We start from the raw sequence: 17,694 nt of genomic DNA, 5'->3' as shown, positions 1-17,694 counted from the left end.
AAAAGCCCCGCCTGATCACTCAGGCGGGGCTTTTTAGTGGCCGATGGAATCAGACGAGGGGTTTAGGCTCGTGCTCTGCTTCCAGGGCTTTTGGGTGATGCTCTACCACTTCTTCAACGGAACGCGGGGTTTCGTCGATGGCGGGGGCAGTGTGCTCAACCACGGCTTCGGTGACCGGAACAGGGGCTGCTTCGACCACTTCAGCGACGGCTGGAGCGGCTTCGGCAGCGGCCTTGGCAGCAGCGGCAGCCGCTTCAGCTTCCTTGCGGCGACGACGCACTTCACGCGGGTCGTTCGGCGCACGGCCGTTTTCAGTCAGGGCGCTGGCCGGAGCGGCTTCAACCACCGGTGCTGCCACTTCGGCAACCACTGGCGCTTCAACCACTGGAGCAGGCTCGGCAACAACGGCCACAGGTTCAGCGGCGACAACCACTTCAGCGACTGGCGCCGGAGCTTCTTCGACCACTGGAGCAGGTGCTGGCGCTTCAACCGCTTCAACCACTGGGGCTGGCTCGGCAGTCCACTGGAAGGCGGTCTGTTCTTCGCGAACTTCACGCACTTCAGGGGTTGGCTCGGCAACCGGTGCTTCAACGGCGGCTTCAACCACTGGCTGTTGTTCAACAACAGCGGCAGGCTCGGCAACCACTTCAGCTTCAGGCTGAGGCTCGCGAACTTCACGCACTTCACGAACGTGACGAGTCGGCGCGACTTCTACTTCAGGAACAACCGGAGCTTCGACCGGAGTCGTCGCTTCAACCACAGGTGCTTCGACGGCAGGCGTCTCTACAACAGGGGTTTCCTGGATGGCGGCGGTAGCGGCTTCAGCTTGCTTGTTGGCCTGGGCTTCAGCAGGTGCGCTGATGACCGAGCTGGCAACAGCAGCGGTAACGGCCAGGCCGGCAGCCAGTTCGGCGCCAGTCGGTTCGCCAGTCGCGGTAGCTTCACCGGTCTCTTCCGAACCTTCGATTTCATTGCCGTTGGCATCACGTTGACGCTCACGACGGTTGCTGCGACGACGCTGGCCACGGGAGCGGCGGCGTGGACGATCGCCTTCGGCGTTGTCCTGACCGTCTTCCTGTTGCTGATCCTCGTTGGACAGCAGCTCTTCTTCTTCACCGGCTGGAGCCGCTTGTTCGGCACGTGGTTGACGCTCTTCACGAGGAGGGCGTGGTGCACGTTCTTCACGAGGCTGACGAGCTGGACGCTCTTCAGCAGTGGCAGCGGTGGCAGCAGCGGCTACGGCTGGAGCGGCATCCAGCGGCTCGCGCAGTTCACGCACACGTTCTTCACGCTCGCCACGTGGCTTGCGGTCTTCACGCGGGGCGCGTGGAGCGCGCGGTGCACGTTCTTCCCGTGGTGCACGCTCTTCACGGGCTACGGTTGGCGTTTCTTCACGGGCTTCGCGCGGTTGGCGCTCTTCACGTGGGGCACGATCTTCGCGTGGCGCACGTTCTTCACGAGGCTTGCGCTCTTCGTCACGGCGACCGTTGCGATTGCGGCTCTGCTGGCGACCGTTGCGACGCTCTTCATTGCGAGCAGGGCGTTCAGCGGCAGGCTTCTCGACCACAACTGGAGCTACCGGCTCTTCCTTGGTGGCGAACAGGCTGACCAGCGACTTCACCAGGCCCTTGAACAGGCTTGGCTCAGGCAGGGCGGCAGGTGCGGCAACCGGAGCAGCGGCTTCAACCGGAACCGGTGCGTTGGCACGGGCTGGCGCGGTCTTGACGGCGGCTTCCTGGCGAACCAGGGTGCGGGTCGCGGCGGCTGGCTGGACTTCTTCCACTTCGGCAGCGGCAGCAGCGATTTCGTAGCTGGACTGGTTGACGTGGGCTTCCGGGCTGTCATCACGCAGGCGCTGCACTTCGAAGTGCGGCGTCTCGAGGTGATCGTTCGGCAGGATGACGATACGGGCACGGGTGCGCAGTTCGATCTTGGTGATCGAGTTGCGTTTTTCGTTGAGCAGGAACGCAGCCACCGGAATCGGCACCTGGGCGCGCACTTCGGCAGTGCGGTCTTTCAGGGCTTCTTCTTCGATCAGGCGCAGGATCGCCAGGGACAGCGATTCAACGTCACGGATGATGCCGGTGCCGTTGCAACGCGGGCAAACGATGCCGCTGCTTTCGCCCAGGGATGGACGCAGGCGCTGACGGGACATTTCCAGCAGGCCGAAGCGCGAGATGCGGCCGACCTGTACACGGGCACGGTCAGCTTCCAGGCATTCGCGGACTTTCTCTTCCACGGCGCGCTGGTTCTTGGCAGGGGTCATGTCGATGAAGTCGATCACGATCAGGCCGCCGATGTCACGCAGGCGCAACTGGCGGGCGATTTCTTCAGCCGCTTCCAGGTTGGTCTGCAGGGCAGTTTCTTCGATGTCGCTACCCTTGGTGGCGCGCGCCGAGTTGATGTCGATGGACACCAGGGCTTCGGTCGGGTCGATCACGATGGAGCCGCCGGAAGGCAGTTCGACTACGCGCTGGAAAGCGGTTTCGATCTGGCTTTCGATCTGGAAACGGTTGAACAGCGGAACGCTGTCTTCGTACAGCTTGATCTTGCTGGCGTACTGCGGCATCACCTGGCGGATGAAAGTCAGGGCTTCGTCCTGGGCTTCAACGCTGTCGATCAGCACTTCGCCGATGTCCTGGCGCAGGTAATCGCGGATGGCGCGGATGATCACGTTGCTTTCCTGATAGATCAGGAATGGCGCAGAACGATCCAGGGACGCTTCTTTGATAGCGGTCCAGAGTTGCAGCAGGTAGTCGAGGTCCCACTGCATTTCTTCGCTGCTGCGGCCCAGGCCGGCAGTGCGCACGATCAGGCCCATGTCGGCCGGAGCGATCAGGCCGTTCAGCGCTTCACGCAGTTCGTTGCGCTCTTCGCCTTCGATGCGACGGGAGATACCGCCGGCACGCGGGTTGTTCGGCATCAGGACCAGATAGCGGCCAGCCAGGCTGATGAAGGTGGTCAGGGCGGCGCCCTTGTTGCCACGTTCTTCTTTTTCCACCTGAACGATGACTTCCTGGCCTTCGCTCAGGACGTCCTTGATGTTCACGCGGCCTTCTGGGGCCTTCTTGAAGTATTCGCGGGAGATTTCTTTGAGGGGCAGGAAGCCATGGCGCTCGGAGCCGAAATCGACAAAGGCAGCCTCAAGGCTTGGTTCGATACGAGTAATCCGGCCTTTATAGATGTTGGCCTTCTTTTGCTCGCGTGCACCGGACTCGATGTCCAGGTCGTAGAGGCGTTGGCCGTCTACCAGTGCAACACGCAACTCTTCGGGTTGAGTTGCGTTAATCAGCATTCTTTTCATGTTGTACCGTCGGTTTCCGGGCTGCCGGAAACGGCGTTCGGCACACACGACTTCTCACGGTCGGTGTCAGGTGCGTCAAGAGTGGTTGGCCACTCCAGTGTCCAGCAATACCCGCCAAAATGGGCGGTATCGCGACGTACGCTTCCTGCTTGCTGTGGTGACTTAAGCACTCAGTCAGGAGGAGGAATCAACCGGCGTCTGTGGACGAGATGAAGCGTCTAAATATAAGCCTAGTGCTACACAGTCCGACGGTTGTGCATCTCCACCCTACACGTATCCCTGATAATTCGGGTGCTGCCGCGCGCAGAATCCGCAGCGGGTTGGCATTTACCGTGTTCTCCAATGGGGAGAACACGCTCATGGCTAAACAAGACCGGGTGTGGGCGACTGTGCTCTCACTCAGCTCGTAACAGGCGTTGTTTCCGAAGCATTCGCCGTGGTCTGGTTCAAGACTGACTGCACTTTGTGAACTGGCCGTAAATATCGGCGCAAAAGGCGAGTAATCACTCTGCTTTTTGCACTCGCTTCAGGCCTCATGTCACCTGCGCTTGTTACAATCTCGAGCCTTCCAAGGTGGCGAAAGCCCCGTAGGACGGCCTCGCGTCCTGATGAATTGCGATGGTCAGGGCCGGCAGTTTGCCGCTAGTCCTCTGTCCAGGCCGCTTTTGGCGGCGTTCGCGACTATAGCAGCAATGATTAAGTGCTTCAATTCCATAAAAAATTGTTATCATCGCCGCCATGACGACTACCGCCCCCCAGACCCCCAGCGTCCAGCTGCTCGAGGTCTCGCCGGAATATGCCGGCCAACGCATCGACAACTTTCTTCTTGCCAGGCTTAAAGGCGTGCCCAAGACCTTGATTTACCGCATTTTGCGTAAAGGCGAAGTGCGCGTGAACAAGGGCCGGATCAAGCCCGAGTACAAGCTGCAGGCGGGCGACATCGTCCGTGTGCCGCCGGTGCGGGTGCCTGAGCGGGACGAACCGGTCCCTCTGGCTCAAGGCCTTTTGCAGCGCCTTGAGGCGTCGATTGTCTTCGAAGACAAGGCGCTGATCGTGATCAACAAGCCTTGCGGCATCGCCGTCCACGGCGGCAGCGGCCTGAACTACGGGGTGATCGAAGCCTTTCGTCAGTTGCGCCCGGATGCCAAGGAGTTGGAACTGGTCCACCGTCTGGACCGTGACACCTCCGGCCTGCTGATGATTGCCAAGAAGCGCAGCATGTTGCGTCACCTGCATGCCGCCCTGCGCGGTGATGGCGTGGACAAGCGCTACATGGCCCTGGTGCGTGGCAACTGGGCGACCTCGATCAAGAGCGTCCGTGCGCCGTTGCAGAAGAGCAACCTGCGTTCCGGCGAGCGCATGGTCGAGGTGGACGAGGAGGGCAAGGAGGCGCTGACCCTGTTCAAGGTGCTGCGTCGCTTCGGTGACTTTGCCACCATGGTCGAGGCCAAGCCGGTCACCGGCCGTACCCACCAGATTCGTGTGCACACCCTGCACGCAGGTCACTGCATCGCCGGCGATACCAAATACGGCGATGAGGATTTCTCCAAGGAAATCCGCGACCTGGGTGGCAAGCGTCTGTTCCTGCACGCCTATATGCTGACCGTGCCGCTGCCGGATGGCGGCGAATTGAAGTTGCAGGCGCCTGTCGATGAGATGTGGGCCAAGACCGTGGAGCGCCTGAGTGTCGCACCTTGACTACAAACTGCTGATCTTTGATTGGGATGGCACCCTGTGTAACTCCATTGGTCGGATTGTCGAGTCGATGCACGCCGCGTCGACCCGGGCCGGCTATGCGTTGTGCGACGACCTGGCGGTCAAGGGCATTATTGGCCTGGGCCTGCCCGAAGCGATCCGTACCCTGTATCCGGAAATTGGCGACGACGAGCTGATAGCCTTTCGTCAGCACTACGCCGATCACTACATGGCGCTCGATGCCCAGCCATCGCCGCTGTTTGAAGGGGTGGCACAGGCGATGGAAGCGTTCCGCGCCGATGGCTATCACCTCGCAGTGGCGACCGGTAAGGCCCGTCGCGGCCTGGATCGGGTACTCAAGGCTCATGGCTGGGAAGCTTATTTCGACGCCACCCGTGCGGCGGATGAAACCGCCAGCAAACCCCATCCTCTGATGCTCGAGCAGATCCTCGCTCAATGTGGTGTGTCACCGCGGCAGGCGTTGATGGTGGGTGATGCGTCGTTCGACCTGATGATGGCGCGCAATGCCGGCATGGATTCCGTGGCAGTCAGCTACGGCGCCCAGTCTGCGGAGGCGTTGCAAGCGTACGAGCCGAGACTGACGATTGACCGTTTTTCTGAATTGCAGGCCTGGCTCAGCCGGGCCCATTAAGTCTTTGCTGGGGTAGATGGCATGACCGATGAGTGGAAAGCGCCTGAAAAGGCCAATGCCGATAACAATGGCGATGATAGAAGCTGGAAATTACTGGAGAAGACCCTGCTGGCCAGTGTCCAGGAGCAGCGTCGCTCCCGTCGTTGGGGGATCTTTTTCAAGCTCCTGACCTTTATTTATCTGCTGGGCATGCTGGCGCTGTTCAGTCCGCTGATGGACATGGAGAAGAGCGCCACCCGAAGCGGTCATTACACGGCATTGATCGAAGTGCGTGGGGTGATTGCCGACAAGGAGTCCGCCAGTGCCGACAATATCGTCAGCAGCCTGCGGGCCGCCTTCGAGGATTCGAAGGTCAAGGCAGTGATTCTGCGTATCAACAGCCCGGGCGGCAGTCCGGTGCAGTCGGGTTATGTGTATGACGAGATTCGCCGCCTGCGCGCCTTGCACCCGGACATCAAGCTGTACGCGGTGATTTCCGATCTGGGTGCCTCGGGTGCCTATTACATCGCCAGCGCTGCCGACCAGATCTACGCCGACAAGGCCAGCCTGGTGGGTTCCATTGGTGTGACGGCAGCCGGTTACGGTTTTGTCGGCACCATGGAGAAGCTCGGGGTTGAGCGGCGTACCTACACGTCTGGCGAGCACAAGTCGTTCCTGGATCCATTTCAGCCGCAAAAGGCTGATGAGACCCAGTTCTGGCAGGGCGTGCTCGATACCACTCATCGGCAGTTTATTGCCAGCGTCAAGCAAGGGCGCGGTGACCGGCTCAAGGATAAAGAGCATCCGGAGTTGTTTTCCGGCCTGGTCTGGTCCGGTGAGCAAGCACTGCCACTGGGCTTGATCGACGGGCTGGGCAGTGCCAGTTCGGTGGCGCGGGATGTGATCGGCGAGAAAGAACTGGTGGACTTCACCGTTCAGGAATCGCCGTTTGACCGCTTCTCGAAGAAGCTCGGTGCCAGTGTGGCTGAGCAGTTGGCGATGTGGATGGGCTTCCAGGGGCCTACCCTGCGCTGAGATCTCAAGCGCGACATGGCTCAACGTGTGGGAGCTGGCTTGCCTGCGATAGCATCACCTCGGTGCAACTGATGTACCGAGGTGTCTGCATCGCAGGCAAGCCAGCTCCCACATTTATTTGGGGTGCTCTCAGGGAATCTGCACGCCTTCGGCCAGCAGCATGTCCACCAGTCGAATCAGTGGCAGGCCGACCAGGCTGGTAGCGTCCGGCCCTTCAGTGCTTTGAAACAGGCTCACCCCCAACCCTTCGGCCTTGAAGCTGCCAGCGCAGTCGTAGGGCTGCTCGATGCGCAGGTAACGCTCGATGCGTGCGGCGTCCAGGGTGCGCATGTGCACGGTGAAGGGTATGCAGTCGACCTGGCAGTGGCCGGTGGTGCTGTTCAGCACGGCCAGGCCGGTGAGGAAGCTGACGCGCTTGCCACTGGCCGCCAGCAGTTGCTCGCGGGCCTTCTCGAAGGTGTGGGGCTTGCCGATGATCTGGCCGTCGAGGGCGGCAACCTGGTCCGAGCCGATAATCAGGTGCCCTGGATGACTGGCAGCGAGGGCGCGGGCCTTTTCTTCGGCGAGGCGCTTCACCAGTGCCACGGCGGACTCGTCCGGGCGGTGGCTTTCGTCGATATCCGGCGAGCTGCAGATGAACGGCAAGTGCAGGCGGTTCAACAATTCCCGGCGATAAACCGAGCTGGAAGCGAGTAATAAAGGCAGCATGGACGTCTCCTCAAGGCAGTCGCGGATTCTAGCGGGGAGGCCCGGTGACGGACAGGGCTGAATTTCCTTTGACATGGCTGGGTGCATCCCTATAATGCTGCGCCTATGTTGAATGACCCGATTCCACCTCACGTTGACCCGCGCAAATTGGCTGATCGTGGCACTACCCTTCAAGGTGAAGTGCTGCTGGCCGATTTGGAGAGACTCTGCGACCCGCTTTCCGACACTGTCGGTACGGTGCAGGCTAAATTCGTTTTTGAACGAGATGAACGTAAGTCTGTGGTAATCCACAGCTTTATCGACACCGAAGTCAAAATGGTTTGCCAGCGTTGTCTTGAGCTGGTCACCCTGCCGATCCACAGCGAATGCAGTTATGCTGTGGTGAAAGAGGGTGCGAATACCCAGTCGTTGCCGAAAGGTTATGACGTGCTGGAACTGGGCGAAGATCCTTTGGATCTGCAGTCACTGATCGAGGAGGAGCTTTTGCTCGCCTTGCCCATTGTGCCTGCTCATCATCCGGAAGAATGCCAGCAGCCGGCGGGTCTCGATGAGCCCGAACCGAGCGAGGACGAGGTAACGCGGTCCAACCCGTTCAGTGTATTGGCGCAGTTAAAGCGTGACCCAAACGTTTAGGAGTTAATCAATTATGGCTGTTCAGCAGAACAAAAAATCCCGCTCTGCCCGTGACATGCGTCGTTCCCACGACGCCCTGACGGCGAGCACTCTGTCTGTAGAAAAAACCACCGGTGAAGTTCACCTGCGTCACCACGTATCGCCAGAAGGCGTATACCGTGGCCGTAAAGTGATCGACAAGGGCGCTGACGAGTAATCACTTGTCTGCTCAAGTCATCGCGATTGACGCAATGGGCGGGGACTTCGGTCCCCGCAGCATTGTTCAGGCCTGCATTGCTTGCCTGTCTGCCACACCCTCGCTGCACCTGACCCTCGTCGGTCAACCCTCCTTACTTGAAGAACTGATTGCCAGCCATCCGCCGGTGGATCGCGCGCGCCTGACTATTACACCAGCCAGCGAAACCATCACCATGGATGAAAAGCCTGCACAGGCTTTGCGCGGCAAACCTGATTCTTCGATGCGGGTGGCCCTGGAGCTGGTGCGTGACGGCAAGGCTCAAGCCTGTGTCAGTGCCGGCAATACCGGGGCGTTGATGGCGTTGTCCCGGCATGTGCTGAAAACCCTGCCGGGCATTGATCGGCCAGCGATGGTCGCGGCGATCCCGACCCAGCGAGGCTATTGCCAGTTGCTGGACCTGGGGGCGAACGTCGATTGCAGTGCCGAGCATCTGCTGCACTTTGCGTTGATGGGCTCGGTGGCAGCCGAAGCCCTGGGCGTGGCCCGGCCTCGGGTGGCGTTGCTGAATATCGGCACCGAAGACATCAAGGGTAATCAGCAGGTCAAGCTGGCGGCGACGCTGTTGCAAAGCGCGCGAGGCTTGAACTACATAGGGTTTGTCGAAGGTGACGGTCTGTATCGGGGCGAAGCGGACGTGGTGGTGTGCGACGGGTTTGTCGGCAATATCCTGCTCAAGTCCAGCGAAGGCCTGGCGACGATGATTGCTGCGCGCATCGAGGCCTTGTTCAAGCGCAACCTTGCGTCACGCGTGGTGGGCGCTCTGGCGCTGCCCTTGATGCGGCGCTTGCAGGCAGACCTGGCACCGGCGCGGCACAATGGCGCGAGTTTTCTGGGATTGCAGGGCATCGTGGTGAAAAGTCACGGCTCGGCGGGGGTGCAGGGTTTTCAAAGTGCCATCCAGCGCGCCTTGATCGAGATCCAGGAAAACCTGCCGCAACGCTTGCACGGCCGCCTTGAGGATCTGTTGCCTTAGGCGAATCGGGCCGGAAATGCTTAAATGTGACCGGCCAGTTCAATTGACCATCCAATCTGTCAGTTTCTTGCGCTCCCACCTGTGGGGCGCCAATTTTCGACGACCAGATCATTAGGGGCTTGTTACATGTCTACATCCCTCGCATTCGTCTTTCCAGGGCAGGGTTCGCAGTCCCTCGGCATGTTGGCCGAGCTGGGCGCGGAACATCCGCTGGTCCTGGAAACTTTCAAGGAAGCTTCCGATGCCTTGGGTTACGACCTGTGGGCACTGACCCAACAAGGGCCGGAAGCGCTGCTCAACCAAACCGACAAGACCCAGCCGGCCATCCTGACCGCCTCCATCGCCCTGTGGCGCTTGTGGCTGGCTGAAGGTGGTGCGCGCCCGGCTTACGTTGCCGGTCATAGCCTGGGCGAATACAGCGCCCTGGTGGCCGCTGGCAGCCTGACCCTCGGTGAAGCGGTCAAGCTGGTGGAGCGTCGTGGCCAGTTGATGCAGGAAGCGGTTCCGGCGGGACAGGGCGGCATGGCTGCCATTCTCGGCCTGGAAGATGCTGACGTGATTGCCGCCTGCGCCGAAGCGGCCCAGGGCGAAGTGGTCAGCGCCGTGAACTTCAACTCCCCTGGCCAGGTGGTGATCGCCGGTGCCAAGGCTGCGGTAGAGCGCGCCATCGAAGGCTGCAAGGCCCGTGGCGCCAAGCGTGCATTGCCGCTGCCGGTCAGCGTACCGTCCCACTGCGAACTGATGCGTCCGGCTGCCGAACGTTTTGCCGAGTCGATCGCTGCGATCAACTGGCAGGCGCCGCAGATTCCGCTGGTGCAGAACGTCAGTGCTGCGGTGGCTCCCGACCTGGAAACCCTCAAGCGCGACCTGCTGGAACAGCTGTACAAGCCGGTGCGCTGGGTTGAATCGGTGCAGACCCTGGCCGCCAACGGCGCCACTCAATTGGTAGAGTGCGGCCCGGGCAAAGTCCTGGCTGGCCTGAACAAGCGTTGCGCCGAAGGCGTGTCGACTTCCAACCTCAATACCCCGGATGCCTTTGCTGCTGCTCGCGCAGCCCTGGCCTGACCTTTAATTTCCGAACCTAGGAGAAGCCTGCATGAGTCTGCAAGGTAAAGTTGCACTGGTCACCGGCGCTAGCCGTGGCATTGGCCAGGCGATCGCCCTGGAGCTGGGCCGTCTGGGCGCTGTGGTCATCGGTACCGCAACCTCCGCCGCCGGCGCCGAGCGTATTGCCGCGACGCTGAAGGAACACGGCGTTCAGGGCACCGGTCTTGAACTGAACGTGACCAGTGATGAGTCCGTGGCTGCCGTCCTGGCGGAAATCACGGCGCAATTCGGTGCACCGGCTATTCTGGTGAACAATGCCGGTATCACCCGCGATAACCTGATGATGCGCATGAAAGACGACGAGTGGCATGACGTCGTCGATACCAACCTGAACAGTCTGTTTCGCCTGTCCAAGGGTGTTTTGCGTGGCATGACCAAGGCTCGTTGGGGTCGAATTATCAATATTGGCTCCGTAGTGGGTGCCATGGGCAACGCAGGCCAAGTAAACTACGCAGCCGCCAAGGCCGGTCTGGAAGGTTTCAGCCGTGCACTGGCGCGTGAAGTGGGCTCGCGGTCGATTACGGTCAATTCGGTGGCCCCAGGGTTCATCGATACCGATATGACCCGCGAATTGCCTGAAGCGCAGCGTGAAGCGTTGCTGACGCAGATTCCGCTGGGTCGTCTGGGCCAGGCTCAAGAGATCGCGAATGTGGTCACTTTCCTGGCATCCGACGGTGCGGCATACGTGACTGGGGCTACAATCCCGGTTAACGGCGGGATGTACATGAGTTAAATTGTGACGGATCGCTTCAAAAAAATGTCATACGAGCTGTCTAAAATCCGTTATAAAGCTGCAATCTATTTATAGGCAGATGGCCAATAGGGTACGAGGGTGAAGCTTTCAGTTGAAAAGCTGAAAAGCCTTTCTATACACTTACCCACTGGCCAGCTGCCTGAATTTGTCCATTAGGAGTGAAAACACGGTATGAGCACCATCGAAGAGCGCGTCAAGAAAATCGTTGCTGAGCAACTGGGCGTTAAAGAAGAAGAAGTGACCAACACTGCTTCCTTCGTTGAAGACCTGGGTGCCGACTCCCTTGACACCGTTGAGCTGGTGATGGCTCTGGAAGAGGAATTCGAGACCGAAATCCCGGACGAAGAAGCTGAAAAAATCACTACCGTTCAAGCTGCCATCGACTACGTTACTAGCCACCAGGCGTAATAGTTTGTAATCGTCGCTTGCTGTGATGGAAAAACCGCACTGCCCTATGGCGTGCGGTTTTTTCCTTTAAGCCTGATGCAAAGTGTCGTCATTAGAAAAAGGAGAGTGCTGTGTCGCGTAGACGCGTCGTAGTCACCGGTATGGGTATGTTGTCGCCACTGGGTACGGATGTGCCGAGCAGTTGGCAGGGCATTCTGGCTGGCCGCAGTGGTATTGGTCTGATCGAACACACGGACCTTTCTGCCTATTCCACCCGTTTTGGCGGCTCGGTAAAGGACTTCAATGTCGAGGAATATCTCTCGGTCAAGGAGTCCCGCAAACTCGACCTGTTCATTCAATACGGCCTGGCAGCCGGTTTTCAGGCAGTGCGTAATGCCGGCCTGGAAGTCACCGACGCCAACCGTGAGCGCATCGGCGTGGCCATGGGTTCGGGTATTGGCGGTCTGACCAATATCGAAGAAACCAGCCGCACGTTGCACGAGTCTGGCCCCCGTCGAATTTCACCGTTCTTCGTGCCTGGCTCGATCATCAACATGATTTCCGGTTTCCTGTCCATCCACTTGGGTGCCCAGGGGCCTAACTACGCCATCTCTACGGCGTGCACCACGGGCACTCACTGCATCGGCATGGCGGCGCGCAATATCGCCTATGACGAAGCTGACGTGATGATCGCCGGCGGCGCCGAAATGGCCGCCTGCGGCCTGGGCATGGGGGGCTTCGGCGCGTCCCGGGCACTGTCGACTCGCAATGACGAGCCGACCCGCGCCAGCCGTCCCTGGGACAAGGGCCGTGATGGCTTTGTACTGGCCGACGGCGCCGGTGCGCTGGTGCTCGAAGAGCTGGAGCACGCCAAGGCCCGTGGCGCGACCATCTACGCCGAACTGATTGGCTTCGGCATGAGCGGTGATGCGTATCACATGACCTCGCCGCCGTCTGACGGTGCAGGTGCTGCCCGCTGTATCACCAACGCGTTGCGTGATGCCAAGGTCAACGCTGACCAGGTGCAGTACATCAACGCCCATGGCACTTCCACTCCGACGGGCGACCTGGCGGAAGCCGAAGCCATCAAGTCGGTGTTCGGCGAGCACGCCTACAAGCTGGCGGTCAGCTCCACCAAGTCCATGACCGGCCACCTGTTGGGTGCGGCGGGCGCGGTCGAGGCGATCTTCAGCGTGCTGGCCATCAAGGATCAGGTCGCTCCGCCGACCATCAACCTCGATGAGCCGGATGAGGGCTGCGACCTGAACTTCGTGCCTCATGAGGCGCAGAAGATGCCGATCGACGTGGTGTTGTCCAACTCGTTCGGTTTTGGTGGTACCAACGGTTCCCTGGTGTTCCGCCGGTTCGCCGAGTGATGGAAAGCTGGGTTGACGGTCAGCCGGCGGGCGCAGTGCCCCTGAAAGACCGTGGCCTGGCGTACGGTGATGGCCTGTTCGAGACCATTGCCGTCAAGGCCGGGCAGCCCGTGTTGCTCGACCGCCACCTGCAGCGCCTCGGTGAGGGCTGCAGGCGGTTGGCGATTGTTGCGGATCAGCCGTTGATCCGCAGCGAATTGCTGGCCTATGCCGCCGCCCTCGGCGACGGTGTGCTCAAATTGATCCTGACCCGTGGCGACAGCCAGCGCGGTTACGGCATCAGCGCCGGCGCTCCCCCGCGGCGTATTCTGCAAGGCAGTCCACCTGCCACTTATCCCCTGGAACATGCAGCGTCAGGCATTCGCCTGTTTGCGTGTACCACCCGTTTGTCCGAACAACCGTTGCTCGCCGGCCTCAAGCACCTCAATCGCCTGGAACAGGTATTCGCCCGCGCCGAGTGGCAGGATGGCGATCACGCCGAAGGTTTGATGCTGGATATGTCCGGTCGAGTCATCGAAGGCGTGTTCAGCAACCTGTTCCTGGTGTGTGACGGTGTGTTGCTGACCGCTGATCTGAAGCGCTGTGGCGTCGCCGGCGTCATGCGGGCCGAGGTATTGGCCCAGGCCCAGGCGTTGGGCATCCCGACCAGCGTGGCCGACATCAGCCTTGAGCAGTTGCAACAGGCTGACGAAGTCTTTGTGTGCAACAGCGTATATGGCATTTGGCCGGTGCGCGGATGTGCTGCGATGAGCTGGTCGGTTGGGCCGCTCACCCGTAAACTGCAGGGCATTGTTCGCGCACTATTGGATATTTGATTTGAGACGTAAATTTGTATTGTTGCTGGAGATCGGCCTGGTCCTGGCGGGTTTGCTGCTGGGCGCTTCGGCCTGGAAGCTGAACTCGGCCCTTGAGCAGCCCCTGAATCTGACCCAGGAGCAATTGCTGGATGTACCGGCCGGCGCGACGCCCACCGGCACCTTCAATCGTCTGGAAAATGACGGCGTGCTCAAGGATGCGTTCTGGTTGCGTCTCTACTGGCGCTTCAACCTCGACGGCCAGCCGCTGCACAGCGGCGAATACCGCATGACCCCGGGCCTCACCGCCGAGGGCCTGATCGGTTTGTGGCAGCGTGGCGAAGTGGTGCAGTACAGCATCACGCTGGTGGAAGGCTGGAACTTCCGCCAGGTACGCGCCGCTCTGGCCAAGCATGAAAAGCTCGAGCAAACCCTGTCGGGCCTGAGTGACAGTGAGGTGATGGAAAAGCTCGGCCACCCTGGTGTCTTCCCTGAAGGCCGCTTTTTCCCTGACACCTACCGCTTCGTGCGTGGCATGAGCGACGTCGAGTTGCTGAAAAAATCCTACAACCGCCTGGACGATGTTCTCGCCCAGGAGTGGAGCAAACGCGCCGCCGATGCGCCGTACACCGAACCCTATCAAGCGCTGATCATGGCCTCGCTGGTCGAGAAAGAAACCGGCGTGCCGGAAGAGCGCGGCCAGATTGCCGGAGTGTTCGTGCGACGCATGCAGATCGGCATGCTGCTGCAAACCGACCCGACGGTGATCTACGGCCTCGGCGAGCGCTACACCGGCAAGCTGACCCGTGCGCACCTCAAGGAAGCCACGCCCTACAACACCTATGTGATCGCCGGCCTGCCGCCGACGCCGATTGCCATGGTCGGACGTGAGGCGATTCATGCCGCGCTGAACCCGGTGGCTGGTAGCAGCCTGTATTTTGTCGCCCGTGGCGACGGCAGCCATATCTTCTCGGATAACCTGGAGGCGCATAACGCGGCGGTGCGTGAGTTTCAGATGAAGCGTCGTGCCGATTACCGTTCCAGCCCGGCGCCCGCGCCCGCACCGGCGGCGAAACCTGAAGACGCACCGGTGGATACGCCCGCCGAGCCGTCTCCCGCACCCGATGACACCGCGCCGCAAAGCTCGCAATGACTCTGACTAAGGACTGCCTGTGACTGGCTTGTTTATTACCCTGGAAGGCCCGGAAGGCGCCGGCAAAAGCACCAACCGCGAATACCTGGCCGAGCGCCTGCGCGCCGAAGGTATCGAGGTGCTGCTGACCCGCGAGCCCGGCGGCACGCCGCTGGCCGAGCGTATCCGGGAAGTGCTGCTGACCCCGGGCGACGAACAGATGAACCCCGACACCGAGCTGCTGCTGGTGTTTGCTGCCCGCGCCCAGCACCTGGCCGAAGTCATTCGCCCGGCCCTGGCCCGTGGCGCGGTGGTGATTTGTGACCGGTTTACCGACTCCACCTATGCCTATCAGGGCGGCGGCCGTGGCTTGTCCCTTGAGCGCATTGCGACGCTGGAAACCTTCGTCCAGGGCGATTTGCGGCCCGACCTGACCCTGGTGTTCGACCTCCCGGTGGAAGTCGGCATGGCCCGTGCCACCGCCCGGGGTCGCCTCGATCGTTTCGAACTGGAAACCCGAGTGTTTTTTGAAGCTGTGCGCAGCGCGTTTCTCAAGCGCGCCGAAGCCGACCCCGCCCGTTACTACCTGTTGGACGCCGCACTACCCCTGACTCAGGTTCAGCAGTCCATCGACGCCCTGTTGCCGAAGCTTGTGGAGCGTGTCCGTGGCTGAAGCCTACCCGTGGCAGGACAGCCTCTGGCAGCAACTGGCGGGCCGTGCCCAGCATGCCCACGCCTACTTGCTCCATGGCCCGGCGGGCATCGGCAAGCGCGCCCTGGCCGAGCGGCTGATGGCCAGCTTGTTGTGCCAGCGGCCCAACGGCCTGGAAGCCTGCGGGGAATGTAAATCCTGCATGCTGCTCAAGGCTGGCAGCCATCCGGATAACTACCTGCTGGAGCCTGAAGAAGCCGATAAGGCGATCAAGGTCGACCAGGTGCGTGATCTGGTCAGCTTCGTGGTGCAGACCGCGCAGATGGGCGGGCGCAAGGTGGTGCTGATCGAGCCGGTGGAGTCGATGAACATCAACGCGGCCAACGCCTTGCTCAAGAGCCTGGAAGAACCGTCCGGCGATACCGTGCTGCTGCTGGTGAGCCACCAGTCCAGCCGCCTGCTGCCGACCATCCGCAGCCGCTGCGTGCAACAGGCCTGCCCGTTGCCGAGCGAAGCCATGAGCCTGCAGTGGCTGGCCCAGGCACTGCCGGAGTGTGGCGAGGCCGAGCGCGTCGAGTTGCTGACCCTGGCGGCCGGGTCGCCCTTGGCGGCGGTCAAACTTCAGGCCCAGGGCGTGCGGGAACAGCGCGCGTTGGTGGTGGATGGGGTGAAGAAGCTGCTCAAGCAGGAACTGTCTGCCACACAACTGGCCGAAAGCGCCTGGAAAGACATTCCCTTGTTGCTGCTGTTTGACTGGTTTTGCGACTGGTCGAGCCTGATCCTGCGCTACCAGCTGACCCAGGACGAAAACGGCCTGGGCCTGGCGGACATGCGCAAGGTGGTGCAGTACCTCGCGCAGAAAAGTGCCCAGGACAAGGTCCTGAACATTCAGGACTGGATCCTCGCCCAACGCCAGAAGGTCCTGGGCAAGGCCAACCTCAACCGCGTGCTGTTGCTTGAGGCCTTGCTGGTGCAATGGGTCGGCTTGCTCGGCCGCCGTTAATTTCAGTGGCCGACGGGTGTATCGTTGGCCTGACACTTTCCGTGACTCAAGTTGTAGACCCCTATGCTCGTAGATTCCCATTGCCACCTTGATCGCCTCGACCTGGCCCAGCACGGCGGCTCCCTCGACGCCGCCCTCGAAGCCGCGCGCCAGCGCGGGGTAGGGCACTTCCTGTGCATCGGCGTCAGCGCGGAAAACGCCGCCGACGTCAAAGCCCTGGCCGATCGTTATGCCGACGTCGACTGCTCGGTGGGCATCCACCCGCTGGACCTGAAGCCTGGCGAAGCCCCGGCCCTCGACTGGCTGCTCGGCGAACTCAATCACCCGCGTGTCGTCGCCATCGGTGAGACCGGCCTGGATTACCACTACGAACCGGAAGCCGCCGAGTTGCAGCAGGCGTCGTTCCGTCTGCACCTGCAAGCCGCTCAGCAGACTGGCAAACCCGTGATCGTCCACACCCGTGGCGCCCGTGCCGACACCCTGACCCTGCTGCGCGAGGCCGCGCTGCCCCAGGCCGGTGTGCTGCATTGCTTCACGGAAGACTGGGACATGGCCAAGGCCGCCCTCGACCTCGGTTTCTACATTTCCTTGTCGGGCATCGTGACCTTCCGCAATGCCGATGCCCTGCGGGATGTCGCGCGTCAGGTCCCGGCAGACCGCCTGCTGGTGGAAACCGATTCGCCGTACCTGGCGCCAATCCCTCATCGCGGCAAACCCAACCTGCCGGAATACGTACGGGATGTGGCGGATTACCTGGCGATGTTGCGGGGCGAGTCCTACGAGCGCTTCGCCGAACAGACCACCGAGAACTTCAAGCGTCTGTTCCCGCTGGCCCACGTCGGCCACTAAATCGCAGGCAAAAAAAACCCGGGTTCTGGGGGGGTGAATCCGGGCTAAGACCATTAGGAGTAAAACAAGGGCACGCAGTCCGTCGGTACCCAGGTCGACGCGTCACTTGGGGGAGATGCCACGCCGACATTTCAAGTATTGATCAGTATCCGATTCAGTCCAGCCGCTTCTGATCGTTTTTTAAACAGATTTGGAATACGCGCGCTTCGGTTGAGTTCTCATGGGTTGCGATGCACAGGTGGCAATCACCTGTTTTATTTCTGACTCAAATCGGCTGATTCGTTGGCGCGCTGTAAGTTAAGTGCAAAGGTTGTTCATATAGGCGTTGCCCAACGACCGTTCAGTCGGGATAATCCCGCGCACCGGGTAAAACGTTCCGACAAGCACGGCTTGGGGCACGCCACCCTCCCAATATCCATCTCT

General features: G+C 60.9%; 17 protein-coding genes. 15 read left to right on the top strand and 2 right to left on the bottom strand.

Features of this window, described 5'->3' with window-relative positions; genetic code table 11:
* Positions 1-49 precede the first annotated feature (49 nt).
* The gene (gene rne, locus D109_RS0104235; protein ID WP_177325498.1) at positions 50-3,304 is read right to left on the bottom strand and encodes a ribonuclease E; all 3,255 of its coding nucleotides are present in this window, start codon (positions 3,302-3,304) and stop codon (positions 50-52) included.
* A 738-nt stretch (positions 3,305-4,042) separates the two neighbouring features.
* Between rne and rluC the strand changes: the two genes are divergently transcribed.
* The 3 genes from rluC to D109_RS0104220 are packed head-to-tail and all read left to right on the top strand — an operon-like array spanning position 4,043 to position 6,665.
* Entirely contained in the window at positions 4,043-5,002 is a 960-nt protein-coding gene (rluC, locus tag D109_RS0104230) for a 23S rRNA pseudouridine(955/2504/2580) synthase RluC (RefSeq protein ID WP_004371325.1), read from the top strand.
* Complete coding sequence (locus tag D109_RS0104225) at positions 4,989-5,651, top strand: HAD-IA family hydrolase (protein WP_017475818.1); 663 nt, start codon at positions 4,989-4,991, stop codon at positions 5,649-5,651. The genes rluC and D109_RS0104225 overlap by 14 nt, the downstream gene beginning before the upstream one ends.
* Before the next feature lie 21 nt (positions 5,652-5,672).
* Entirely contained in the window at positions 5,673-6,665 is a 993-nt protein-coding gene (locus D109_RS0104220) for a S49 family peptidase (protein ID WP_017475817.1), read from the top strand.
* Positions 6,666-6,794: 129 nt separating this feature from the next.
* Here D109_RS0104220 and D109_RS0104215 read toward each other — a convergent pair whose 3' ends face one another.
* The gene (locus D109_RS0104215) at positions 6,795-7,373 is read right to left on the bottom strand and encodes a nucleoside triphosphate pyrophosphatase (protein WP_017475816.1); all 579 of its coding nucleotides are present in this window, start codon (positions 7,371-7,373) and stop codon (positions 6,795-6,797) included.
* A gap of 105 nt (positions 7,374-7,478) precedes the next feature.
* Between D109_RS0104215 and D109_RS0104210 the strand changes: the two genes are divergently transcribed.
* From D109_RS0104210 to D109_RS0104155, 12 genes are all read left to right on the top strand, one after another.
* Positions 7,479-8,006, top strand: a complete 528-nt coding sequence (locus D109_RS0104210) for a YceD family protein (protein ID WP_017475815.1) — start codon at positions 7,479-7,481, stop codon at positions 8,004-8,006.
* A 13-nt stretch (positions 8,007-8,019) separates the two neighbouring features.
* Positions 8,020-8,202: a 50S ribosomal protein L32 gene (gene rpmF, locus D109_RS0104205; protein WP_004371305.1), complete on the top strand. Its 183-nt coding sequence runs from the start codon at positions 8,020-8,022 to the stop codon at positions 8,200-8,202.
* A gap of 4 nt (positions 8,203-8,206) precedes the next feature.
* On the top strand, positions 8,207-9,217 hold the full coding sequence (gene plsX / locus D109_RS0104200; protein ID WP_026077776.1) for a phosphate acyltransferase PlsX: 1,011 nt from the start codon (positions 8,207-8,209) through the stop codon (positions 9,215-9,217).
* A 126-nt stretch (positions 9,218-9,343) separates the two neighbouring features.
* Positions 9,344-10,282: an ACP S-malonyltransferase gene (gene fabD / locus D109_RS0104195; protein ID WP_026077775.1), complete on the top strand. Its 939-nt coding sequence runs from the start codon at positions 9,344-9,346 to the stop codon at positions 10,280-10,282.
* Positions 10,283-10,313: 31 nt separating this feature from the next.
* The gene (gene fabG / locus D109_RS0104190; protein ID WP_017475812.1) at positions 10,314-11,057 is read left to right on the top strand and encodes a 3-oxoacyl-ACP reductase FabG; all 744 of its coding nucleotides are present in this window, start codon (positions 10,314-10,316) and stop codon (positions 11,055-11,057) included.
* Between the two features lie 192 nt (positions 11,058-11,249).
* A complete protein-coding gene (acpP, locus tag D109_RS0104185; RefSeq protein WP_010165887.1) occupies positions 11,250-11,486 on the top strand; it encodes an acyl carrier protein in 237 nt (78 codons plus the stop codon).
* 110 nt (positions 11,487-11,596) lie between these two features.
* Positions 11,597-12,841 carry a beta-ketoacyl-ACP synthase II gene (gene fabF / locus D109_RS0104180; protein WP_026077774.1) on the top strand — a complete coding sequence of 415 codons (1,245 nt, stop codon included), beginning with the start codon at positions 11,597-11,599 and terminating at the stop codon, positions 12,839-12,841.
* A complete protein-coding gene (gene pabC / locus D109_RS0104175) occupies positions 12,841-13,656 on the top strand; it encodes an aminodeoxychorismate lyase (RefSeq protein ID WP_017475810.1) in 816 nt (271 codons plus the stop codon). Before fabF ends, pabC begins: the two co-directional genes overlap by 1 nt.
* Before the next feature lies 1 nt (position 13,657).
* Complete coding sequence (mltG, locus tag D109_RS0104170; protein ID WP_026077773.1) at positions 13,658-14,788, top strand: endolytic transglycosylase MltG; 1,131 nt, start codon at positions 13,658-13,660, stop codon at positions 14,786-14,788.
* Between the two features lie 19 nt (positions 14,789-14,807).
* Positions 14,808-15,440 carry a dTMP kinase gene (tmk, locus tag D109_RS0104165; protein WP_017475808.1) on the top strand — a complete coding sequence of 211 codons (633 nt, stop codon included), beginning with the start codon at positions 14,808-14,810 and terminating at the stop codon, positions 15,438-15,440.
* Entirely contained in the window at positions 15,433-16,422 is a 990-nt protein-coding gene (locus tag D109_RS0104160) for a DNA polymerase III subunit delta' (RefSeq protein ID WP_017475807.1), read from the top strand. The genes tmk and D109_RS0104160 overlap by 8 nt, the downstream gene beginning before the upstream one ends.
* Positions 16,423-16,485: 63 nt before the next feature.
* Positions 16,486-17,271 carry a TatD family hydrolase gene (locus tag D109_RS0104155; protein ID WP_017475806.1) on the top strand — a complete coding sequence of 262 codons (786 nt, stop codon included), beginning with the start codon at positions 16,486-16,488 and terminating at the stop codon, positions 17,269-17,271.
* The last annotated feature ends 423 nt before the right edge of the window (positions 17,272-17,694 follow it).

Origin of the sequence: Pseudomonas sp. PAMC 26793 (assembly GCF_000313235.1) — a bacterium.
Classification (GTDB): Bacteria; Pseudomonadota; Gammaproteobacteria; order Pseudomonadales; family Pseudomonadaceae; genus Aquipseudomonas; species Aquipseudomonas yamanorum.
Note: the sequence above shows the minus strand (reverse complement) of the source record. Positions and strands in the feature narration are given on the sequence as shown.